This window comes from Agrobacterium sp. CCNWLW32 (assembly GCF_037083425.1).
In the GTDB taxonomy this organism is placed as follows: domain Bacteria; phylum Pseudomonadota; class Alphaproteobacteria; order Rhizobiales; family Rhizobiaceae; genus Agrobacterium; species Agrobacterium radiobacter.
Map to the genome: position 1 here is coordinate 412,139 of NZ_JBAOJM010000004.1, position 22,428 is coordinate 434,566.

Annotated in this window: 24 protein-coding genes and 1 other RNA gene; 6 read left to right on the plus strand and 19 right to left on the minus strand. The window is 59.4% G+C overall.

The window, feature by feature from the left end:
- Positions 1-8: 8 nt before the first annotated feature.
- The 10 genes from tolR to ruvC form a co-directional block, all read right to left on the minus strand.
- A complete protein-coding gene (gene tolR, locus V6R85_RS12320; protein ID WP_003506238.1) occupies positions 9-470 on the minus strand; it encodes a protein TolR in 462 nt (153 codons plus the stop codon).
- A gap of 61 nt (positions 471-531) precedes the next feature.
- A complete protein-coding gene (gene tolQ / locus V6R85_RS12325) occupies positions 532-1,251 on the minus strand; it encodes a protein TolQ (protein WP_003497570.1) in 720 nt (239 codons plus the stop codon).
- Between the two features lie 261 nt (positions 1,252-1,512).
- Positions 1,513-1,953, minus strand: a complete 441-nt coding sequence (gene ybgC / locus V6R85_RS12330) for a tol-pal system-associated acyl-CoA thioesterase (protein ID WP_065656478.1) — start codon at positions 1,951-1,953, stop codon at positions 1,513-1,515.
- Positions 1,950-2,486 carry an NUDIX hydrolase gene (locus V6R85_RS12335; RefSeq protein WP_099087326.1) on the minus strand — a complete coding sequence of 179 codons (537 nt, stop codon included), beginning with the start codon at positions 2,484-2,486 and terminating at the stop codon, positions 1,950-1,952. Before V6R85_RS12335 ends, ybgC begins: the two co-directional genes overlap by 4 nt.
- Positions 2,483-3,007 carry an NUDIX hydrolase gene (locus V6R85_RS12340; RefSeq protein ID WP_003506231.1) on the minus strand — a complete coding sequence of 175 codons (525 nt, stop codon included), beginning with the start codon at positions 3,005-3,007 and terminating at the stop codon, positions 2,483-2,485. Before V6R85_RS12340 ends, V6R85_RS12335 begins: the two co-directional genes overlap by 4 nt.
- The gene (locus V6R85_RS12345) at positions 3,004-3,585 is read right to left on the minus strand and encodes a DinB family protein (RefSeq protein ID WP_336377059.1); all 582 of its coding nucleotides are present in this window, start codon (positions 3,583-3,585) and stop codon (positions 3,004-3,006) included. The genes V6R85_RS12340 and V6R85_RS12345 overlap by 4 nt, the downstream gene beginning before the upstream one ends.
- A gap of 36 nt (positions 3,586-3,621) precedes the next feature.
- The gene (locus V6R85_RS12350) at positions 3,622-3,840 is read right to left on the minus strand and encodes a DUF2945 domain-containing protein (RefSeq protein ID WP_077998660.1); all 219 of its coding nucleotides are present in this window, start codon (positions 3,838-3,840) and stop codon (positions 3,622-3,624) included.
- Positions 3,841-3,891: 51 nt separating this feature from the next.
- Positions 3,892-4,932 carry a Holliday junction branch migration DNA helicase RuvB gene (gene ruvB, locus V6R85_RS12355; RefSeq protein ID WP_060723151.1) on the minus strand — a complete coding sequence of 347 codons (1,041 nt, stop codon included), beginning with the start codon at positions 4,930-4,932 and terminating at the stop codon, positions 3,892-3,894.
- 126 nt (positions 4,933-5,058) lie between these two features.
- Positions 5,059-5,676: a Holliday junction branch migration protein RuvA gene (gene ruvA / locus V6R85_RS12360; RefSeq protein ID WP_003506224.1), complete on the minus strand. Its 618-nt coding sequence runs from the start codon at positions 5,674-5,676 to the stop codon at positions 5,059-5,061.
- 32 nt (positions 5,677-5,708) lie between these two features.
- A complete protein-coding gene (gene ruvC, locus V6R85_RS12365) occupies positions 5,709-6,221 on the minus strand; it encodes a crossover junction endodeoxyribonuclease RuvC (RefSeq protein ID WP_003506222.1) in 513 nt (170 codons plus the stop codon).
- 247 nt (positions 6,222-6,468) lie between these two features.
- Here ruvC and V6R85_RS12370 point away from each other — a divergent pair, with 247 nt between their 5' ends.
- Both V6R85_RS12370 and V6R85_RS12375 read left to right on the plus strand, forming a co-directional pair.
- The gene (locus tag V6R85_RS12370; RefSeq protein WP_175280950.1) at positions 6,469-8,778 is read left to right on the plus strand and encodes a methyl-accepting chemotaxis protein; all 2,310 of its coding nucleotides are present in this window, start codon (positions 6,469-6,471) and stop codon (positions 8,776-8,778) included.
- Positions 8,779-8,922: 144 nt separating this feature from the next.
- On the plus strand, positions 8,923-9,924 hold the full coding sequence (locus V6R85_RS12375; protein ID WP_031233679.1) for an LLM class flavin-dependent oxidoreductase: 1,002 nt from the start codon (positions 8,923-8,925) through the stop codon (positions 9,922-9,924).
- A 52-nt stretch (positions 9,925-9,976) separates the two neighbouring features.
- Here V6R85_RS12375 and V6R85_RS12380 read toward each other — a convergent pair whose 3' ends face one another.
- A complete protein-coding gene (locus tag V6R85_RS12380) occupies positions 9,977-10,723 on the minus strand; it encodes a YebC/PmpR family DNA-binding transcriptional regulator (protein WP_003497595.1) in 747 nt (248 codons plus the stop codon).
- Between the two features lie 196 nt (positions 10,724-10,919).
- On the opposite strand from V6R85_RS12380, the gene V6R85_RS12385 reads away from it, so the two are divergent.
- Positions 10,920-11,423, plus strand: a complete 504-nt coding sequence (locus V6R85_RS12385) for a pyridoxamine 5'-phosphate oxidase family protein (RefSeq protein WP_003506216.1) — start codon at positions 10,920-10,922, stop codon at positions 11,421-11,423.
- Between the two features lie 38 nt (positions 11,424-11,461).
- Here V6R85_RS12385 and V6R85_RS12390 read toward each other — a convergent pair whose 3' ends face one another.
- The 7 genes from V6R85_RS12390 to V6R85_RS12420 all read right to left on the minus strand — a co-directional run bounded on the left by V6R85_RS12390 (position 11,462) and on the right by V6R85_RS12420 (position 16,323).
- Entirely contained in the window at positions 11,462-12,304 is an 843-nt protein-coding gene (locus tag V6R85_RS12390; RefSeq protein WP_336377060.1) for an MBL fold metallo-hydrolase, read from the minus strand.
- Between the two features lie 114 nt (positions 12,305-12,418).
- A complete protein-coding gene (locus V6R85_RS12395; protein WP_003506212.1) occupies positions 12,419-13,243 on the minus strand; it encodes a TIGR00282 family metallophosphoesterase in 825 nt (274 codons plus the stop codon).
- Between the two features lie 72 nt (positions 13,244-13,315).
- Positions 13,316-13,933, minus strand: coding sequence for a 5-formyltetrahydrofolate cyclo-ligase (locus V6R85_RS12400; RefSeq protein ID WP_336377061.1), 618 nt, complete (start codon positions 13,931-13,933; stop codon positions 13,316-13,318).
- Positions 13,933-15,195 carry a hemolysin family protein gene (locus V6R85_RS12405; protein ID WP_003506208.1) on the minus strand — a complete coding sequence of 421 codons (1,263 nt, stop codon included), beginning with the start codon at positions 15,193-15,195 and terminating at the stop codon, positions 13,933-13,935. The genes V6R85_RS12400 and V6R85_RS12405 overlap by 1 nt, the downstream gene beginning before the upstream one ends.
- A 229-nt stretch (positions 15,196-15,424) precedes the next feature.
- A non-coding RNA gene (gene ssrS / locus V6R85_RS12410) (6S RNA) lies at positions 15,425-15,583 on the minus strand.
- Between the two features lie 79 nt (positions 15,584-15,662).
- Positions 15,663-16,040 carry a cell division protein ZapA gene (locus tag V6R85_RS12415; protein ID WP_003506206.1) on the minus strand — a complete coding sequence of 126 codons (378 nt, stop codon included), beginning with the start codon at positions 16,038-16,040 and terminating at the stop codon, positions 15,663-15,665.
- A 10-nt stretch (positions 16,041-16,050) separates the two neighbouring features.
- A complete protein-coding gene (locus V6R85_RS12420; RefSeq protein ID WP_003506205.1) occupies positions 16,051-16,323 on the minus strand; it encodes a DUF4164 domain-containing protein in 273 nt (90 codons plus the stop codon).
- Between the two features lie 325 nt (positions 16,324-16,648).
- Here V6R85_RS12420 and tkt point away from each other — a divergent pair, with 325 nt between their 5' ends.
- Together tkt and gap are read left to right on the plus strand one after the other, a co-directional pair.
- Entirely contained in the window at positions 16,649-18,631 is a 1,983-nt protein-coding gene (gene tkt / locus V6R85_RS12425; protein ID WP_336377062.1) for a transketolase, read from the plus strand.
- A gap of 63 nt (positions 18,632-18,694) precedes the next feature.
- A complete protein-coding gene (gap, locus tag V6R85_RS12430) occupies positions 18,695-19,705 on the plus strand; it encodes a type I glyceraldehyde-3-phosphate dehydrogenase (RefSeq protein WP_003506200.1) in 1,011 nt (336 codons plus the stop codon).
- A gap of 181 nt (positions 19,706-19,886) precedes the next feature.
- On the opposite strand, the gene V6R85_RS12435 is transcribed toward gap, so the two are convergent.
- Positions 19,887-20,063, minus strand: coding sequence for a hypothetical protein (locus tag V6R85_RS12435; RefSeq protein ID WP_020810341.1), 177 nt, complete (start codon positions 20,061-20,063; stop codon positions 19,887-19,889).
- Between the two features lie 475 nt (positions 20,064-20,538).
- On the opposite strand from V6R85_RS12435, the gene V6R85_RS12440 reads away from it, so the two are divergent.
- Positions 20,539-22,410: a potassium/proton antiporter gene (locus tag V6R85_RS12440; protein WP_336377063.1), complete on the plus strand. Its 1,872-nt coding sequence runs from the start codon at positions 20,539-20,541 to the stop codon at positions 22,408-22,410.
- Positions 22,411-22,428 lie beyond the last annotated feature (18 nt).

The window sequence follows — 22,428 nt, forward strand, 5'->3', positions numbered from 1 at the left end:
GTTTTACGTCAATTGTCCTGTTTCTGCTGGGTCACGAGGCCGATATTCTTGAAGCCTGCCGCCTGGATACGCGCCATCACGTCGGCAACGACGCCATAGGCGGCAACGGAATCCGCACGCACGAAGATGCGTTCGTTATAACCAGTCGTGGCGATCGCCTGCAGCTTGTCGGCCACTTCGGCCGCCTGAATTTCCGTTTCCTGCAGATGGATCTGGCCATTGGCATTAACGGAAATGGTGATCGGCTGCGTGTCCGAGTTCAACGCATTGGCGGAGGTCTGCGGCAAGTCGATCGGCACGCCGACAGTCATCATCGGCGCCGCCACCATGAAGATGATGAGCAGCACGAGCATGACGTCGACCAGCGGCGTGACGTTGATCTCGCTGATCGCGCCGCCTTTGCGTCGTCCGCCGCGCCCACCCCGGCGTCCACCGGAACCGCCGCCGCTGCCACCTGCTGACATACCCATATCATCTACTCCATTTTGCCTTGCGGCAAATTACTGCACAGCATGCACATCGTGCGGCCGCTTACTGGGCGGCCTGCCGCGTCTGAAGTTTTTCATCGATCTGGCGCGACAGGATCGCGGAGAACTCGTCGGCAAAACCTTCCATGCGGGCGGAAAGCTTGTGCGCGTCGGCCGTGAACTTGTTGTAGGCGATAACTGCCGGAATAGCCGCAACAAGGCCGATGGCCGTTGCCAGAAGCGCTTCAGCGATACCCGGCGCCACGACCGCAAGGTTGGTGGACTTCGAACCGGCAATCGCCTGGAACGAGGTCATGATACCAACAACCGTACCGAAGAGACCGATGAAGGGACCAGCCGAACCGATGGTGGCGAGCGAACCAAGGCGCGCCTCGTATTGTTCGCCTTCACGCGCGATCGTCACATCCATCGCCCGGTCGATACGCATCTGCAGACCGATGGGCGAACGCGCGCCGCGCTCGAATGATTTTTTCCATTCCCGCATGGCGGAAACGAAAATTGCCGCGAGACCGCCATTCTGGCGTTCCGCCAGCGTGCGATAAAGCTCCTCGAGCGACTGGCCCGACCAGAAGACCTGTTCGAACTGGTCGAACTGGCGCTTTGCCTTGCCGAAGCTCACATATTTGTCGAAGACGATCGCCCACGTCCAGACCGAGGCGGCGATAAGTCCGATCATCACGAGCTTCACGATGAGGCCCGCCTGCATAAACAGCGCCCAGAGACTTACATCGTGCGTCGCCGCTGCCAAACCTGCCTGTTCCATAAATATCCAATCCCCGAATCCAAACGCCCGGTACGGGACCGGGCGATTCAAACGCGTGTTAACGCTCGAAGTCGTGCGGCCGCAGCCGTTAACCCCTTTGCCATACCCCGATACTTGCCAGTAAGCCTTACTTGCCAATAAATTTGGTGAAAGGAAGGCGTGTGCCGCACAAATGCCAGTTGCTAAAGTAAGACACCATTATGGTTAAAGGAGTGTTACAGCCGGGCCACGCCGGATGGATTTACTGGACGGAGCCGTCAATTACTTCAGGAATTTTTCGGCAACCGTCTCCGGAAGACGCCTCGGGCGGCCATTGGCGTTGATGACGGCGATGATGACCTTGGCGGCGACCAGCAGGGTTTCGCCCCGCCGGATTTCCTGATTGAGCACCATTTTCGCACCGCCGGCCTTTTCGGTGATGGTCGTGATCGTCAACACGTCATCCATCCGCGCCGGGCTTTTGAAATCGATCTCCATGCGATGCACGACAAAGACCAGCCCCTCCTCATCGGCGGTCAGAAGCGCGCTTTGTTCGCAGCCGAGGCACCGCAGGTAATCGGTGCGTCCGCGCTCGAGAAAATGCAGATAACGGGCGTGATAAACGAGGCCGGAGAAATCCGTATCCTCATAATAGACCCGTTGCGTCAGGCGGTGGCCATGTTCGATCAGTTCACCCGAAAGCGAAACCACAAGCTCGCTCATACTATCTCCTTGAGAATTTCGGCAGCATCGGAACGACCTTCGCGAATGATAAGATGCTCATGCCGTTGAGGCAGCGCCTCGATACGCTCCGCGATGAAACGGGGCCTCAGATCGCTCTTCAAAAGCGCTGATGGCTGCGCGGGCAGCCAGCGGAACTCCACCTCGACGCCATCCAGCACCCGATGCACGATATCGCTTTCATGGAACGGCAGAGGCTGGCGAAGCGAAATAAGATAATAAAATCCCAGTTCATGCGCCGCATAATCGTCATAGGCGAAAAAATTTTCGGCCGACCAGAGGAGACGCTCGACCGAACAATCCCGGCCAAGCTCCTCGCCGATCTCGCGGATGATGGTTTCCTGCGAGCTTTCGCCGATTTCGGCACGGCCGCCGGGCAAGGCCCAGTAACTGTCCTTCGTGCCGCGCTGGACCAGAAGATGCTCGTTCTGCAAGATCAGCGCCGCAACCCGCATGCTGAAAAGCTGCGGTTTCCGGTCCAGCCGGATCATGTGGCGTTCAGGCGCAGAGGTCATTTATCGTCCAGATCGCCGTCATGCCAGACGAGGTGTCGTGTGGTCTTCGGCAGGTGTTCTATTTCGTCGGCGATGAAATAGGGCGGAATATCAAGCTCCGTCAATGCCTGCCGGGTTGCCGCAACCCAGCGGAACTCCAGTTCGTTATCTCCGTCCTGAACGCGGTGAATGATGTCAGTCGGATGGAAGGCCAGCGTTTCCGGCAGGTCCATCAGGTAATAAAACCCGAGTTCGTGCCAGTCCTTGCCCTCGTAGTGGAAAAAATTCTCGACCGCCCAGAGAAGGCGTCCCACCTTGGCTTCGACGCCAAGCTCCTCGACCATTTCACGCGCCAGCGTTTCTTCGGAGCGTTCGCCCATTTCGGCACGGCCACCCGGAAAGGTCCAGAATTTTTCATGCGACGCCCGGTGCACCAGCACATGGCCATCACGAAACGCCAGTCCCGCGACACGCATCTGGAAAATGCGCTTCGGCTTGAACTTGATGCGGATGCGGGTGTCCTGCTTGGTATCGTGTGTCATGGTGCTGGCCTGCGGGCTGGAAACATCAAATCGGTTTCCGTCCACCCTAACGCATCCATCTCGTCTTTGCTCGTCTTTGCATCATCTCCCACAATGAATTCATCCAGTTGCGGCGGCTTGACCGTGGTCCCTGATAACATCGCATGCGCCTGCCCGCGATGATGCGTCTGGTGCTGGAAGAGATGGGACAGAACATCGTCGCAGCGATCCCGCTGGATACGCCTGCCGCGGTGAATATTGACGTCGGCCGCAAGGCCGTCTTCGTCCAAACCATCGACAAATGCGATCAGCGCCTCGTCAAGCTCCATCTGAGCGGCTCGCAGATCCGACATGGTGGCGAAGGGCTCCTCTTCGGCAAAAGCGGCAAGGCCGAGCGTGCCGCCCTGGAGGGCATCGATATAAAACCGGTCGACGGTGTAGATGTGGTTCAGCGTCGCCCTGAGCGTGGGAAAGAAACTGACACGGGAAGCGACAAACGCCTCCTGCGAAAGCTGAAGACAGGCCTGATGCAGCCGGAAATTGGCCAGCCGGTTGTTGCGCGCGAGTTTGCGGAAGACCCGCAGCGGATCATAAGGCATCGGCATCCCTCCCTTGACGCCAGAGGACGGCGTCGTTCAATCGACGTGTTCCAGCTCCGATCTGCTTTTCAGAACCTTCGCACCGTCTTCCTGTTCGATCAGATAGGCAGGCTCCTGCCTGCTCGCTTTCCGTTTTATTCTGGAGCCGGCAATGGTGCGTTCGACATCGTCAGTGAAAGTCTCGACGATTTTACCTTCACCGGTGCCACTGCCCCAGTTCCACCGGACCTTGGTACCCTTTCGATATCCAGACATGACCATCTCCGTGCCAAAGACGATCAAAGCCGGCAAGCCGGGATTGTTCCCTCAATCATCCTCAAGCGTCAGCCGGAACTGCGCCGCCTCGAGATCCTTGGGCGGCTGCATGCCCAGATGTTTCCAGGCTGTGCCCGTCAAAATGCGCCCGCGCGGTGTGCGCTGGATGAAACCCTGCTGGATCATATAGGGCTCGATGATATCCTCGATCGCATCGCGCGGCTCCGAGAGGCCGGCGGCGATGGTTTCGATGCCAACCGGGCCGCCGCCGAAATTGACGGCGATCATGGTGAGATAACGCATGTCGAGCTGGTCGAGACCCATTTTGTCGACCAGCAGCCGCGTCAAAGCCTCGTCGGCGATCTCGCGGGTAACGGCTTCCGCCCGCGCCACCTCGGCGAAATCGCGCACGCGGCGCAACAGCCGCCCGGCGATGCGCGGCGTGCCACGCGCCCGCCTTGCCACCTCGCGCGCGCCCTCATCGGTCATATTCAGCCCCATCAGCCGTGCTCCGCGCCGGACGATCAGTTCCAGCTCGTCAACGGTGTAGAAAGCCAGCCGGACGGGAATGCCGAAACGATCACGCAGCGGCGTTGTCAAGAGGCCGAGGCGGGTGGTGGCGGCAACGAGGGTGAATTTGGAAAGATCGATCTTCACCGAGCGCGCCGCCGGCCCCTCGCCGATGATGAGATCGAGCTGGAAATCCTCCATGGCAGGATAAAGGATTTCTTCCACCGCCGGATTGAGGCGGTGGATTTCATCGATGAAGAGCACATCGCGTTCTTCCAGATTGGTGAGAAGTGCGGCGAGATCACCCGCCTTGGCGATGACAGGCCCCGAGGTGGATTTGAAATTGACGCCAAGTTCCTTGGCCATGATCTGCGCCAGCGTGGTCTTGCCGAGGCCGGGCGGGCCGACGAACAGCACATGATCCAGCGCCTCGCCACGGTTCTTGGCGGCCTCGATGAACACCTTGAGATTGGCACGGGCCTCCGCCTGGCCGGTAAAATCATCCAGCGACTGCGGGCGCAGCGTGGTGTCGATATCCTCGCCACGCTTTTCCGGGGTAATCAGTCTCTCCGCATCGCTCATTCAGGGCATTCCATTGTTCTAACCGAATTCATCAGGTGGTCGCCGCCCCTATATCACGACTATCGCATCAACGCGCTTCACGAAATTCAGGATAACCGGGGCTCCACGTCCGCATGCCAGGCGTCCTTACCGCGAAAGCTCCTTCAGCCCGAGGCGGATAAGCTTGGCGCTGTCGCCGCCCTCCCCGCCATTCTTCAGCGCGGCAGCAACCGCATTGGCGGCCTGGTCGCGCGAATAGCCGAGATTGGTGAGCGCGGAAACGGCATCCGCCACCGGCGCGGACGCAACGCCTTCACCAAGCTCCTGCTTGAGCCCGATCGAGGCGGAAGCCTCTCCCGCAAAGGCAGGCGCCTTGTTGCGAAGTTCGGTCACAAGACGCACCGCCACCTTCGGCCCAACGCCTGGTGCACGCGAAATCATCACCTTGTCCTGAAGCGCGATGGCATTGGCGAGTTCGGAGGGCGAGAGCGTGGAAAGGACGGCCAAGGCCACTTTCGAACCCACGCCCTGCACGCTCTGCAGCAGGTTAAACCATTCCCGCTCCAGTGCCGAGAGAAAGCCGAAGAGCTTCAGCTGGTCTTCACGCACATAGGTTTCGATGAACAGCACCACCGCCTCCCCGACGGAGCCGATTTTCGACAGCGTGCGCGCCGAACAATAGGCGACGTAACAGACGCCGTGCACATCCACCAGCACATAGTCCGCGCCGATTTCCTCGATGCTGCCCTTCAGTTTTCCGATCATGATGCCGCCCGCTGCAATGAGACTTTAAATATTCAACCGGCCGCCAAAAGCCGCGCCATCCTGTCGCCGCCGCGATTATGCGCGTGGCAGATTGCGATGGCGAGAGCGTCCGCCGCATCGTTACCCTTGAATTCGGCCTTCGGCATCAGGATTTTCAGCATCATGTGAATTTGCTGCTTTTCGCCGTGCCCGACGCCGATGACGGCTTTTTTCACCGCATTCGGCGCATATTCAAACACCGGCAGTCCTGCCCGCGCCGGAACCAGCATGGCGATGCCGCGCGCCTGACCAAGTTTCAATGTTGCAACCGCATCCTTGTTCACGAAAGTCTGCTCCACCGCCGCCTCGTCGGGCTGGTAGCTGTGCACGACGTCAGCCAGCCCGTCATGCAACTGGCACAGCCGGGAGGCGAGATCCATATCGCCATCCGATGTCACGGTACCGGAGGCGACGAACCGAAGGCTGTTGCCAAGGGTTTCGATGACACCCCATCCGGTGCGCCGCAATCCGGGGTCAATGCCGATGATTCGAATCGTCTTTTGCATGAGGCACCTTATCTTTCCGGCTGCGACCCTGCCAGCGATAAGTGAACAAAACGACAACATTGATCAAATTTGCAGTGCAGCATTTACCTCTGCTTAAACCGCGTACCGCATTGTTCTCCACAAAATCAAAAAAGGGGAGCTGCGGACATGATGATCCGCAGCACAATATGTTCGCCATATCAGCCGTCCAATGGCGCCATCCATGCATGGCGCGGGAACTGATCCGGCATTGAGGGCTGCATCGGCCATGCTGAACCGTTTTCATTCCATATCCACCAAAGTGCTCGCGATTTTCCTGGCGCTGATGGCGATCTCGACCGGGGCTCTGACACTTCTCGGCTATCAAAGCAGCAGCGGCGTTCTTGAGGAGCAGGCGTCGAGATCCATGGAGAGCATTCTGGTTTTCCGCGGCGACATGCTTCAGGAACGCCTTGAGCAGCTGAAAACACAGGCGGATTCCATTGCCAAGATCGAATCCCTGCAGATGGCTGTTGTCTCCATGCGCAGCGGCTGGGCCACCGTGCAGAAAAACGCAGGCGACGCGAAGGCGGAACTGCAGCGCGTCTTCGTCAAGGAAAACCCCTTCGGCGAAAAGGAAAAGCTGATCAAGCCGGAAAGCCCCAGCGGCTTTTATTACTCCACCCATGAGAAGACCCAGACGGATATCGGCGCTTATATCAAGGGAACGCCGTTCAGCGATGTTCTCTTCATCGACCCCGCCGGTACGGTCTATTATTCCTATCTGAAGGGACCGGCCTTCGGGGAAACCGTCAAGGGCGGCGCCTGGGCGGAAAGCGGCCTTGGTACGGCCTTCGCGCGCGGCGCGGCGAACGCCGAAAAGGCGGTCAACGACGTGGCGCAGACCAGTTTCTCCGGCCTGCGGATCGATGCGGCTACGAAAGAGGCTGGTATTTATTTCGGCGTTCCGGTTGTCAAATTCGGCGCGTTCAAGGGCATCGTCCTCTTCCAGGTCAAGGAAGGCGTTTTCAGCCAGATTCTGACGAAAGGCATCGCGGCGGGCAGTTCGGAACAATCCGCAATCATATCAGCCGATGGCAAGGTTATCGGTGTTGAGGGCGACAGGCTGGTCAGCCTTGACCCAGCCATCTACGATTTCCACGGCGAGGCCCTGAACGCGGCGGGCATGACCATTGCCAAGATCGACCGCGCGGATGGCGAAGCCAATGCCTATGCCCGCCCCTTCTCTTTCGCCGACGAAAAATATCTCGCGGTGGAAAGCATGCTGCGCAGCGAGTTGAACGCTGGCTCCATCTCGATTGCCGGCACGCTTGCCGTGATCGGCCTTTGCGTTCTGGCCGCCATGTGTGCAGCGACGGCCTTTTTCGCGCGGCGTCTCTTCGCCCCGCTGGAAAAGCTTGCCGGACTGACCGGCGAAGTGGCCGCAGGCCGTCTCGATGCGGAAATCGGCAATCAGGATCGAAAGGACGAGATCGGCCGCATGGCGCGTGCGCTCGGCAGTTTCCGTGAAAAACTTATCCTGCAGCGGGACATGGAAGAGACCGCATCACGCACACGGGAAGAAGCCGAAACAGCCCGGCGCGCGCATCTTGCGGAACGGGAGGCCGAGGCAGGCACCCTGCAAATGGTCGTGCAATCTCTGGATGAGGGGCTCGACCGGCTGGCGAATGGCAACCTCGCCTATCGTATCGAGACCGCTTTCCCCGACGATCTCGAAAGCCTGCGCCATAATTTCAACACGGCGCTTGCCCGGCTCAGCGAAACCATGCAGGCCATCGGCGGCAATTCCGCTGCCATTCGTGGCGGTTCCGAGGAAATGCGGGTGGGGGCCGACCAGCTCGCCGAACGTACCGAACGGCAGGCAGCCTCCATCACCGAAACGGCAAGCGCCATCAAGGCGATCACCGAAGCCGTCCGCGACCAGATCGAACGCGCCGAACAGGCAACGCGGATCGCCCGCGACGCCAGCACGGAGGCAACGGCATCCAGCCGCGTCATGGAGCAGACAATCGCCGCCATGGAGGCGATCCAGACCTCATCACGCCAGATCAACCAGATCATCGGCGTCATCGACGAAATCGCCTTCCAGACCAACCTTCTGGCGCTGAATGCCGGCGTGGAGGCGGCGCGAGCAGGCGACGCAGGCAAGGGTTTTGCGGTCGTGGCCCAGGAAGTGCGCGAACTGGCGCAGCGCTCGGCCGCCGCCGCAAAGGAAATCACCAGCCTGCTGAAGCGCTCCACCGACGAGGTATCCTCGGGCGTGGTGCTGGTGGAAAAGGCAGGTGCTTCGCTGACCGGCATCGGCAAACACGTGCAGACCATCAGCACGCGTATCGAAGAGATCATGGAGTCTACCCGCGAGGAGGCGCACACGCTTTCGGAAATCAACAGTACCGTCTCCAGCCTCGACACCATGACCCAGCAGAACGCCGCCATGGTGGAAGAGACGACGGCCGCCATTCACAATCTCGCTTCCGAAGCGGGTGAAATGGACGGCAGGCTCGGACAGTTCGTATTGGCTCCGGAGAACGAGGCCGCGGGGCATCGCGAGGACAGGCAATTCAGGCGGGTGGGTTGAGACAGGCCAGCCGGCGAAATACCGGGGCCTCTTCGGAGGCCCCAATTTTTTTGAACCATCCTTCAATTCTGCGCGACTTCACTGGTAAATCGGGACACGCGCCTTACATCCGCAGCAAAGATTTAAATTTCGCAGGAGCGTCGGATGATACCTTTTTCCATTCTCGACCTTTCGCCGATCGGCGAAGGCGAGAGCGTCAGTGAGGCGCTCGAAAATTCCCGCCGAATGGCGATCAAGGCCGAAGAACACGGCTATAACCGCATCTGGCTGGCGGAACACCACGGCATGCCCGGCATTGCCAGCGCGGCAACGTCGCTCGTCATCGCCCATGTGGGCGCGGCCACGAAACATATTCGCGTCGGTTCGGGCGGCATCATGTTGCCCAACCATTCCCCGCTCGTTATCGCCGAGCAGTTCGGCACGCTTGCAGCGCTCCTTCCCGGCCGCGTTGATCTCGGTCTAGGCCGCGCTCCGGGAACTGATATGCGCACAGCGCGAGCCCTGCGCCGCAATCTCGATGCCGGCGCGGAAAACTTCCCGCACGATATCGTCGAACTCCAGCGTTATCTTGGTCCGCCGCAGCCGGATCAAGCAATCCTTGCCGTACCGGGCATGAATTCCAACGTGCCGCTCTGGCTGCTCGGCTCCAGCACCTACAGCGCGCATCTCGCCGCAGCGCTTGGCCTGCCCTATTCCTTCGCTTCGCATTTCGCGCCCGATATGCTGATGGAAGCGATCCATATTTATCGCGAGCGGTTCCAGCCTTCTGAAGTGCTGGACAAGCCCTATGTGATGGTGGGTGTAATGGGTGTCGGCGCAGATACGGACGAGGAGGCGCAGCATCTCTTCACCTCGTCGCAGCAGCAATTTGTCAACCTGCGCCGCAATGTGCGCACGCAGTTTCCGAAACCGGTGCACAGCATGGACGATTACTGGAACGAGATGGAGCGTTTCTCTGTCGAACACACGCTGCGTTTCGCCGCCGTCGGTTCGCCTGAGACGATCGAACGCCATCTCGATGGCTTCCTGGCGGAAACGCAGGCGGATGAGCTGATTGTCTCGATGCCGATCCATGACATCGAAAAGCGGTTGCGGTCGGTCGAGATTTTTGCCGATGTGCGAACCTCCATAAAGAAGGCCGCGTAAACAAAAGGCCCCGGAGCGGATCGCTGCCGGGGCTTTTTTGAAACATGAAACGTCAGGCGGAAAGCTTGGCGAGAATTTCTTCGGAAACCTCGAAGTTGGAATAGACGCTCTGCACGTCGTCATCGTCTTCGAGATTGTCGATGAGCTTCATCAGCGACTGCGCCTTTTCTTCATCCACCGGCACCGTATTCTGCGGCTTCCAGATGGCCTTGACGCTTTCGGCTTCGCCTAGCACGCCTTCCAGCGCCTTGGAAACCTCGTTCATCGCTTCGAAACCGCAGATGATGGTGTGGCCGTCTTCGGAAGATTCGACATCGTCAGCGCCCGCTTCGATGGCCGCTTCCATGACCTTGTCGGCGTCGCCCACTTCCGCCTTGTAGGTGATTTCGCCTACGCGGTCGAAGGAGAAGGAGACCGAGCCGGTTTCGCCGAGTGCACCACCAGCCTTGGTGAAGATGGAGCGTACGTTTGAGGCGGTGCGGTTGCGGTTGTCGGTCAGGGCCTCGACGACGACGGCGACGCCACCCGGGCCGTAACCCTCGTAACGGACCTCATCGTAGTTTTCGCTGTCTGCACCGGAAGCTTTTTTGATGGCGCGCTCAATATTGTCCTTCGGCATGGACTGGGCCTTGGCGTTCTGGATCGCCAGACGCAGGCGCGCGTTCATGTTCGGGTCGGGCATGCCCGCCTTTGCCGCAACGGTGATTTCACGCGCAAGCTTGGAAAACATTTTGGACCGTACGGAGTCCTGCTTGCCCTTGCGGTGCATGATGTTCTTGAACTGTGAATGACCAGCCATGGAAAACCTGATTGTCTTAATTTGGAGATTGCGGGCCTTATAAGTGCGATACGCCCGCCGTTCAACCCCGCAAGCGCTTTCTCTTGCCGCAACAACAGAAGGAACTGATTTATCCGCTCTTCGTTCTGATCATGAACGCGACGGAAGGGCACATGATTTCTCTCCATCGCAGCATCAGACCGGAAGGAGAAAACAAATGGTCAGCCTGACTGAAGCAAGAGAAGCCCCGGCCCGTCAGCTCTGGGACGAGATCAACTCCGTCCACGCCGGCATGCTCGGTCTTGAAGGCCTGCATAATCACATGCAGCCCATGGCGCCTCACGCTGATCCCAAGACCAACACGATCTGGTTCTTCTCCAAAAAAGACACCGATCTGGTGAAGTCGCTGAAATCCGGTTCCCGGGCGCATTTCTGCGTCGTGGGGAAGGACCATGACTACCATGCCTGCCTTTCAGGCATTCTTGAAGTGCGCGACGACAAAACCAAGATCGAGGAATATTGGAATTCCGTCACGGCCGCCTGGTATGAACATGGCAAGAGCGATCCACAGCTGACAATGCTGGCGTTGCATGTCGACGATGCCGATATCTGGGCTTCGACGGACAGCACGCTTAAATTCGGCTGGGAAATCGCCAAGGCGAACATGTCGGATGACAAGACGCCAGATGTAGGCGTTCGCCAGCATCTCAACTTTGCCTGATCAACATCTCCTATGGCCTTTCCTCGCCCACCGCCATGTTACATGCCTTTCGGCACGAGTATCTGCGGCTGGCGGGGAAGATTTCTCATCGAAACCCGGATCACCGGGTCGGTCGCATAGGCAATGCGAAAACTTTCGCCAAACATTGTCAGAAACTGCTCCAGCGGCGGGCCGGTGCGGTGCATCGGCAGGATCAGCGCCGAGCGCAGGCGCTTGACCACCCGGCTCATGCTGTCAGCGCCCATGGTCAAGCCGCCATCCACCGGCACCATCAGCACATCCAGACGGCCGATCTCTGCATAATGCGTATCCGTCAACTCATGATGCAGATGGCCGAGATGACCGATGCACAGGCCCGCAACTTCGAAGATGAAGATGGAATTGCCGTTTTCCTGAAAGGATTCGTAATCGCCCCAGCGGTTGCGGATATCGGTTGCGACATTGCGAATATAGACATCGCCTACCAGAACCTTGTGTTCGGCCTTTTCTCCCGGCGTATCGCTCCAGCCATGCAGCACATATTGAATGGCAGGGTCCGGACTAAGGGTGAAGTGGGTCGAATGCGCCCGGTTCATCGTTACTACCGTTGGCACGACCGGCGGGCGATAGACGCCGTTATAGTCCGTGGCGATCGTTACCCCGCCTGGGCTTTCGATCAGATAGGTGGAATGGCCGATGAAGCTGATCTTCACCTCTTCCTTCGCCGCCGCCTGAGCCAGCTGAACACTCGGCGGACTGAAGCTCGCAAACATGACGCCGGGAATTTTGCTGGCGATCGCCTGGCATTGACTGACGGGCGGGCGGCTTTCCGTCTGGGAGAAGGCCGCTCCCGATGAGGCGATCAGCCCCGATATTGCAAGCATTAGCACGCGCAGCATCATGCCACTCCCTGAACTTGCGAAGGTTGGGAGGATGGGGCAGGTTTTGCGGAGCGTCCAGTTACAAGAGTGCCGGAAGGCTCACACTCTCGTCATTGTGAACGCTTCAGGGAGAGATTACGCCCAGAAGGACGGCAGGGTTTCCGAGAGCCGGGGACCGATGCGCAGCGGCGCGATCTTTTCTGCAAGCCCGGTGCGGTCGGAGATTTCGACGCCGACGCCGCAGATCGTCGCCGGTCCGCTGGCAGCCTCAAAACGGCCCTTCGGCATCTTGGAAATGAAGCGGTTGATCGGCTCTTCCTTTTCCATTCCAAGCGAACTGTCATAATCGCCGCACATGCCGGCATCCGACATATAGGCCGTGCCGCCATTAAGGATCTGCGCATCCGCCGTCGGGACATGGGTGTGGGTGCCGACAACGAAGCTCGCGCGGCCATCCACAAAATGGCCGAAACACTGTTTTTCACTCGTCGCTTCCGCATGGAAATCGAAGATGATGGCGTCGGCCTGTTCCTTCAGCGGGCAGGCGGCAAGAATGTTTTCCGCAGACTTGAAGGGATCGTCCAGTTCCGGATGCATGAAGACCCGCCCCATGATGTTGGCGACCAATATGCGTGCGCCGTTGCGGGCATAAAAAAGGCCCGAGCCCTTGCCCGGCGTACCGTCAGGATAATTGGCGGGCCGCAGGAACTGGTCGTGGCGCTCGCAGAAGGAAACCGCTTCCTTCTGGTCCCAGACATGGTTGCCGGTCGTGACAACATCGGCGCCGGCATTGATGGTCTCGAGATAGATATCTTCGGTGATGCCGAAGCCGCCGGCGGCGTTTTCACCGTTGACGATCACAAAATCGAGCTTCAGATCGGAAATCAGCCCCGGCAATCGTTCCCAGACAGCAGTGCGTCCGGTCTTGCCAACCATATCTCCGAGAAAAAGAAGCCTCATTCACCCGCCCCGATCTTGCGCATGTTTCTATATTTCGTCCCCTCTAGCGGGTAATCCATCTTTTAAAAAGTGCTAAAGCGCCTTTTGCCCACTATCGGAGATCGACAACGGAGCGGAAAACCAGCGCAGGCCGCTTTCCGTCAGAATGGCGTGAAGCGACATATCATGCGGCTCCGCCGGTACGAATGGCACTTCCTGACAATCAAAGGCGACGCCGATGAGAACTGGCTGTTTGCCCATCGCGTGTAACCGCGCAATGGCGCGGTCATAATGGCCCGCGCCATAACCGACCCGCTGCCCGCGCCCATCGAAGACCGAGAGAGGCACGAGCAGAATATCCGGATCGACAACCTCCGCATCCTCGCCCGGGCCAGTCGTGCCGAAGCCGGTCTTCACCAGCGGCGTATCCGCCTCGAAGCGACGGAAGACGATGGTTTCACGATCCAGCACAACGGGAAGAACGAGACGCCCGCCCCTTGTCCGCAATGCTTCCATCAGCGGCCGTGTATCGGCCTCGGAGCGGATAGGCATGAAGCCGGAAATCACGGTGCCACGCGCAAAGGCAATGTCGGAGGCGCCATGGGCCGTTATAGACTGGCTCTTCTGCTGCCGCTCCGTCAGCGTCAGCGCATCGCGCGCGGCGAGCCTTTCGCCGCGCAGCTTCGCTTTTTCGGCAACATCGCCGGGCATCAGGCAGCCCGGCTCACGAGAACCTTGTCGATGCGGTGGCCGTCGAGGTCGATGACTTCAAAACGCCAGCCGTTGCGGGTCACATGTTCGCCCAGTTCCGGCAGGCGACGGAACTCGTCCAGAACCAGACCGGCAACGGTTTCGAACTCGGCATCCTCGTCGATCTTGAAGCCCATGCGATAAGCGAACTCATCGGCGGGCATCCAGCCGGCGACGAGGAACGAACCGTCCTCGCGCTCGACTATGGCCGGCTCCTCGTCATTATCTTCCTGGAAGGCGCCGGTGATGGCCTCCAGAACGTCGCCAGAGCTGACGATACCTTCGAAATGGCCATATTCGTCGTAGACCAGTACCATGTGTACGGTGGAGCGACGCAGCGACTGGATGACGTCCACAGCGCTCGTCAGATCCGACACGACAGGAACTTCGCGCAGAAGCTCGCGAATGTTGAGCTCCTTGCCGGAGGCCAGCGCATCGAAGGCATCCTTGGCGAAAAGCACGCCGAGAATTTCATCCGAAGCGCCGTTGCGTACCGGAAGGCGCGAACGCTGCGTCTGGCGAAGCTGCTCTCGGATTTCCTCGGCGCTGTCTTCGATATCGACCACTTCGACATCACGACGCGGCGTCATCAGGCCACGCGCATTGCGGTCGGCAAGGCGCATGACGCTGGTGATCATCGCCGATTCCTCGGTCTCGATCACACCGGCGCTATGGGCTTCGGCCAGAACCGTGCGGATTTCATCATCGGTGACCGATGCGTTGGACTCGCCGCTGTGGCCGAGAAGGGCAAGAACCGTCTTGCCCGACTTGTCGAGCAGCCATACCAGCGGCGCGCCGACCTTGGACAGCAGCATCATGGTGGGTGCGACGCGGGCAGCGACCTTTTCGGGATCGCGCAGCGCAATCTGCTTGGGCACAAGTTCGCCGACGATCAGCGACAGATAGGTAATGGCGACGACCACCGAGCCGACGCCAAGCGCATCGGCGGCACGGTCGGGAACACCCTGTTCCAGAAGCCACGCCGTAAAGCGGGCACCGAGCGTGGCACCGGAAAAAGCGCCGGAAAGGACGCCGACCAGCGTGATGCCGATCTGCACTGTGGAAAGAAAGCGTCCGGGATTTTCGGAAAGGCCGAGCGCCATGGTGGCGCCCTTGCTGCCTTGCGCGGCAAGCACCTTGAGCCTCGCCGGTCTGGAGGAGACAACGGCAAGCTCGGACATGGCAAGCACACCGTTCAATACGGTGAGCAGGACCACGATCATAATTTCAGTAAACAAGTTTAGCTCTTTGGGCTGTTGAACGGCACGTCGCGGTTTTGGCCGCAGCGCCCTTTTTTAAAGGGCATGACAGACATACCAATCCGAATAATAGGGAATTGTTCCGCCATTGCAATGACGGCAATATAAAAAAGCCGCGTCCGGCAGTTATGAAAAATCACTGTCGAATATATCAAGGATATGGTGAAGCATCGGGGTTGATCCGAAACTTCAAGCGCGATCCACGGCGACCGATGGAGATTTACGATCCTGGGTGCCTACAAAAGTAGGTGGGCGCCGTGTGTCCAGTCCCACGGGACTGGCCAGGGACAGCTCCCTTTGGATCGAGTATGGCCCCAGGGATTGTGGTTCCTGTCGGGAAGCGCAGAACGCTTCCAAGATATAGGACGGATCGGGGGAAACCACCAGAGGGCACCGAGCGAAATTTTGCCGCCTCAGAACTCTTTGCGCAGTCAATGCGCCGCGGGCTTCGGCCGCGCCAGCAGTTTTTCGGTAATGCCGTTCAACCGGTCGGCCAGATCGCCGATGGCGAGCGCCACCACTTCATCCGATTTCGCCCTGTGCTCGGCCATGCCGTCACGGTTGCGGGAAAGGGATGCGACCTCTCCTTCCAGCTTCTCGATCTTGCGGTTGAGTTCGGAAAGCTCGTCCATCACCATGATGCCGGCCATGACGGTCAGGCGAAGGTCGCCTATTTCACCGAACTGGCTCTTGAGGTGCCCGACATACCGGTCGAACCTGGTTGCGAGATCAGTCAGATGGTCTTCCTGCCCTGCCTCGCACGCCATGCGATAGGCCTTGCCGTCGATCATAACTGTGACTTGCGCCATGAACCCGCTCCTATCGATCCAGCACCGCGCGGATCGTCTCCATGGCCGTTACCAGCCGGCGGGAAACCTCGCGGTTGACTTCTTCAAGACGATTGGCGCGAAATTCGGCCTGATCTAGCTCATGTGCGAGCCTTGCGCGGTCGACATGGACCCGCTTGACCTCATTATCGATCTCGCCCGTCTCCCTTTGCCGTTCGATACGCATATCGATGGCATTTTCGAGATTTGTGATGGCAGCATTCAGCTCCGTCAGCGCAGATTGTACGGTCTTCTCAGCCGACATCGTTTTTTCCAACTTGCACGCCACCGGCCGAATCGTCCGGTTTCAGGCCTTTTCAACAATCACGAGGTTATTACCCGATTTACCATCCCGTCAATCAAACCAGTGCATTGAGGCGTTTTGCTCTGTGGATGAACGAAGAGGCGGCGACACATATCGCACGGATTTTGTCAGGACACCCGATTTTCTAAACGATTTTTTCTCCCTAAGGGAACCGCAAACGCCCGTGGATTTATTGACTTGCCTGCCTCACCTGCTATGGATCAACCCGCTTTTTGGATAGTTGCGTAAAACTATCTCCTTTCACCCGGAAACAGACGGAAAAGCCATGATTTCTCGCGACAAACACAACCGGATGGCAAACGCGATCCGCTTTCTTGCCATGGATGCAGTGGAGAAGGCCAATTCAGGCCACCCCGGTCTGCCGATGGGCGCCGCTGATGTCGCCACCGTTCTTTTCACCCGTTACCTGAAATTCGATCCCAAGGCGCCGCTCTGGGCTGACCGCGACCGCTTCGTGCTGTCGGCAGGCCATGGTTCGATGCTGCTTTACTCGCTGCTCTATCTGACGGGCTACGAGGACATGACGATCGACGAGATCAAGCGTTTCCGTCAGTTCGGCTCCAAGACCGCCGGCCATCCCGAATATGGCCATGCGACCGGCATCGAAACGACCACCGGCCCGCTCGGCCAGGGCATCGCCAACGCCGTCGGCATGGCTATTGCCGAACGCAAGCTGGAAGAGGAATTCGGCTCCGACCTGCAGAGCCACTTCACCTATGTGCTGTGCGGCGACGGCTGCCTCATGGAAGGCATCAGCCACGAAGCCATCGCGCTTGCCGGCCACCTGAAGCTCAACAAGCTCGTTCTGTTCTGGGATGACAACAACATCACCATCGACGGTGAAGTTGGCCTCTCCGACAGCACCGACCAGATCGCCCGCTTCAATGCCGTTCATTGGAACACCATCCGCGTCGATGGCCATGATCCGGATGCGATTGCAGCTGCCATCGAGGCCGCGCAGAAATCCGACCGCCCGACCTTCATCGCCTGCAAGACCGTCATCGGTTTCGGCGCGCCCAACAAGCAGGGCACCCACAAGGTGCACGGCAACCCGCTCGGCGCCGAAGAAATCGCAGCAGCCCGCAAGAGCCTCAACTGGGAAGCCGAAGCTTTCGTCATTCCGGAAGACGTGCTCGATGCATGGCGTCTCGCAGGCCTGCGCTCCACCAAGACCCGCCAGGACTGGGAAGCCCGTCTCGAAGCGACCGAAGCCGGCAAGAAGGCCGAGTTCAAGCGCCGCTTCGCCGGCGATCTGCCCGGTAACTTCGACAGCTCGATCGATGCCTTCAAGAAGAAGATCATCGAGAACAACCCGACCGTCGCCACCCGCAAGGCTTCTGAAGACTCGCTCGAAGTCATCAACGGCATCCTGCCGGAAATGGTCGGCGGCTCGGCTGACCTGACGCCGTCCAACAACACCAAGACCAGCCAGATGAAGTCCATCACCCCGACGGATTTCTCCGGCCGTTATCTGCATTACGGCATCCGCGAGCACGGCATGGCGGCCGCGATGAACGGCATCGCGCTCCATGGCGGTCTCATACCCTACGCCGGCGGCTTCCTGATCTTCTCGGACTATTGCCGTCCGTCGATCCGCCTTGCCGCGCTCATGGGCATCCGCGTCGTCCACGTTCTGACGCATGATTCCATCGGCGTCGGCGAAGACGGCCCGACCCACCAGCCGGTGGAGCAGATTGCAGCGCTGCGCGCCATTCCGAACCTCCTCCTTTTCCGCCCGGCGGATGAAACCGAGACGGCGGAATGCTGGCAGCTGGCGCTTGAGCAGAAGCATCGTCCGTCTGCCCTGGCACTCACCCGCCAGAACCTTGCACCCTCGCGCAAGGAATATGAAGAGAAGAACCTTTCCGCTTACGGCGCTTACGAACTCGTATCCGCCAGCGACGCCAAGGTTTCGATCTTCGCATCCGGTTCGGAAGTCGAAGTGGCGCTCAAGGCCGCTGCAACGCTGAAGGACAACGGCGTTTCCGTCCGCGTCGTTTCCGTTCCCTGCTTCGAGCTCTTCAAGGAACAGCCGGAAACCTATCGCAACGCCATCATCGGCAAGGCTCCGGTCAAAATCGCGGTCGAAGCCGCCATTCGTCAGGGCTGGGACTATTTCATCGGTAACGATGGCGCTTTCGTCGGCATGCATTCCTTCGGAGCATCTGCCCCGGCGAAGGATCTCTTCAAGCACTTCGGCATCACGGCGGAAGCCGTCGTCGCCGCAGTCGAGGCAAAACTTGCGTGAGGGCTTCCCAAGCCCTCACATTTCCGCAAAGACCAAGCACATATCTTGTTCGGGAGACTGTAAATGACTGTAAAAGTTGCCATTAACGGCTTCGGCCGCATCGGCCGCAACGTCCTGCGCGCCATCGTCGAATCCGGCCGTACCGATATCGAAGTTGTTGCCATCAACGACCTCGGCCCGGTTGAAACCAACGCCCATCTGCTTCGCTACGATTCGATCCACGGCAAGTTCCCTGCCGACGTAAAGGTCGAAGGCGACACGATCATCGTTGGCGGCGGCAAGCCGATCAAGGTGACGGCCGTTCGCGATCCGGCAACGCTGCCGCACAAGGAACTCGGCGTCGATATCGCGCTCGAATGCACCGGCATCTTCACCGCCCGCGACAAGGCCGCTGCTCACCTGACGGCAGGCGCCAAGCGCGTCATCGTTTCGGCACCGGCTGACGGCGCAGACCTCACCGTCGTCTTCGGCGTGAACGACGACCAGCTGACGAAGGACCATCTGGTCATTTCCAACGCGTCCTGCACCACCAATTGCCTCGTGCCGGTCGTTAAGGTTCTTGATGACGTCGTTGGCATCGATCATGGCTTCATGACGACGATCCACTCCTACACCGGCGACCAGCCGACGCTCGACACCATGCACAAGGATCTGTACCGCGCCCGCGCCGCAGCCCTGTCCATGATCCCGACCTCGACGGGTGCAGCCAAGGCCGTTGGCCTCGTTCTGCCGCACCTCAAAGGCAAGCTGGACGGCACGTCGATCCGCGTTCCTACCCCGAACGTTTCGGTCGTCGACTTCAAGTTCATCGCCAAGCGCGACACGACGGTTGAGGAAATCAACGAAGCGATCAAGTCCGCCGCCAATGGCAAGCTGAAGGGTATCCTCGGCTACACCGAAGAGCCGCTGGTGTCCCGCGACTTCAACCATGACAGCCATTCCTCGATCTTCGCGATCGACCAGACGAAAGTCATGGAAGGCAAGTTCGTGCGCGTTCTGTCCTGGTACGACAACGAGTGGGGCTTCTCCAACCGCATGTCGGACACGGCCGTCGCATTCGCGAAGACCATCTAAGCGGAACTCAGTTCGATCAAAAAGCCGGCAGGAGCAATCCTGCCGGCTTTTTATTTGTAAAAATGCCGACGGGAACGAGGAAACCCGTCGGCATCGATCCGGAAGCAAGGCGGGGCGCTTCGGATCGAAACCATCGTTGGGCAAGAGGGGCCAACCCGCTGCCAGCGCCGGCGCGCAACCGTCACCTTCTGTTGTTGATGATGATTGGGTCCCGCGAGCCGGCATTGCTCCAGATCGTATCGAAAGTCTGCTGCCTCAACTCGCTTTGCTGCATGGAAAGCTTCATCATGCAGTCGGCAGCATCCCGCGAGCCTTCGGGGTAACCAAAGGAGCGGCAGCGCTCGCGTTGCGCGGCCATGTTTTCAGCCGTCTGTTCCGTGCTCGAGCAGCCCGAAACAATCGAGCCCGCCGCCAATACTATAATAAGTCCAGTAATATTTATCCGCTTCATCCGATCGCTCCGGTAATGTTGAAAAGCAATTCGGACGAGAGAACTAACGCAGCTGCATTGTCTCTATGTTACGTTGAGACGCCGGAAGATGAATTGTTTCTGCGGGGGTATCTGCCGCTCTCCTTGCCATCCATTTTTTCGCCCGCGAGCCGAAAAAATTCCCATTTCCTGCCTTTGTCTGGTCCACTTTGAGACGGACAAGAGACACAGGGATAACGGTCGTGCGCAATGCACTTCGGCCCTGCCGTATCATTCGATACACCCGCCTTGCGTCGCCTTTCAACGCCACCCGAAACAGCGCTGACAGACCGCAACCCGTGGCGCATTGACTGCAGACGCGCAGAGCATTCATTGCAGCGGTCAACGCGGTTTGAATGAGGCGATGGACGTGGAATCATTTTATCTTCTGTTGCTGGTGGCAACTGTTCTCGTTCTCGTCGCAGCCTTTTCGAGCCTCATCGCCTTCCGCTTCGGCGCGCCCCTCCTGCTGCTTTTCCTTGTTATCGGCCTGGCGGCGGGGGTGGATGGCCTTGGCATCGAGTTCACCAATAATCCGCTCGCTTATATGCTCGGCTCGCTCGTGCTCGCCGTCATCCTTTTCGATTCCGGTTTCGGCACGTCGATACAATCCTTCCGGCTTTCGGCAGCACCTGCCGTGGCGCTCGCCACCGGCGGCGTCATCCTGACCTCCGTGTTCTTCGCGGGTGCAGCCGCCCTGCTGCTCGGGCTCTCGTGGCTGGAGGGGTTGCTGCTCGGCGCCATCGTCGCCTCCACGGATGCGGCGGCCGTCTTTTTCCTGCTGCGCATCGGCGGCATTCATATCCGCGATCAGGTCCGCTCGACGCTGGAGGTCGAGTCCGGCACCAACGATCCGATGGCCATCTTCCTCACCGTCGCGCTGGTCGAGATCATTGCCAAGGGTCAGGGGCTGGCCGGTATCGATAGCGGTTTCCTACTGCTCTTCGTCGAAGAAATGGGCCTCGGCCTGATTTTCGGCCTGCTTGGCGGCGTCATGATCGCCACCGTCGTCAACCGTTTCGCCGCCGACCGCGGGCTTGCCCCGATATTCGTGCTGGCGCTGGCGCTGCTCGTCTTCTCTTTCACCGGCACACTTGGCGGCAGCGGTTTTCTGGCGGTCTATGTGGCGGGCATCGTTGCCGGCAACCGCAGGATTTTCGCCAAGGAAACCATCCGCCGCTTCCACGAAGGGCTGACCTGGCTTGCCCAGATCATCATGTTCCTGATGCTCGGCCTGCTCGCCACGCCGTCGCAATTTCCGGCAATCGCCATTCCCGCCGTCCTGCTTGCGCTGTTCCTGATTTTCGTCGCCCGCCCGCTCGCGGTATGGCTGAGCCTCATGCCCTTCAACTATACCCAGCAGGAAACATCCTTCGTGGCGTGGGTGGGCCTGCGTGGCGCGGTCTCCATCCTGCTGGCCATCATGCCCATTCTCGGCGGGCTTGATAATGCGCAGATCTATTTCAACGCCGCCTTCATCATCGTTCTGGTCTCACTGCTTGTGCAGGGCTGGACCATCAAGCCTGTGGCAACAAGGCTCGGGCTGATCGTGCCGCCGCGCATGGGCGAGGTGGACAAGCTCGAGGTGGACCTTCCCGGCACCGCCAATCATGAACTGATTTCCTACCGGGTCGCCAAGGGCAGCGCCATCATGCAGGGTGAACGTATTCCCCGCTGGGCCATGCCCTCGCTGGTGGTGCGTGACGGCAAGTCGATCCGCTACCAATATGCCGGGCGGCTGCGTGAAAACGATCTCGTCTATCTCTTCATCGCACCGGGCTATTCCCGCCTGATCGACCGGCTGTTCGCCAGCGCCCTGCCGGTTGCCGATGACGACGCCGATTTCTTCGGCACCTTCGCGATCTCACCCGCCCGCCCGGCGAAGGAACTGGACGCGGCCTATGGCCCCGACCTGCTTTCGCCCGCCGAACAGGCGATGAGCGTCGCCGAACTCATCGAGGCGCGCCTTGCCGGAAAGGCCGATTATGCCGACCGTGTGCGCCTCGGCTCCATCGTCCTGATCGTCCGCACACTGGACGAGCATGAGGAAATCACCGGCGTCGGAATCTCGCTCGAACCGGTGGAGCCGGCCACCAGCCTGCCGATATTCATCAGCTTTTCGGAAATCCTCAACCGTGTGCGAGATTATCTGGCGCAGAAGCGTCAGCCACGCCTCGCCGGCGTTGAAGAAAGCGCCCCCGCCCCGGCCAATACAGTGAGAGAAAATGAGGCCTGACCGGCTTGCGTCGTCAAT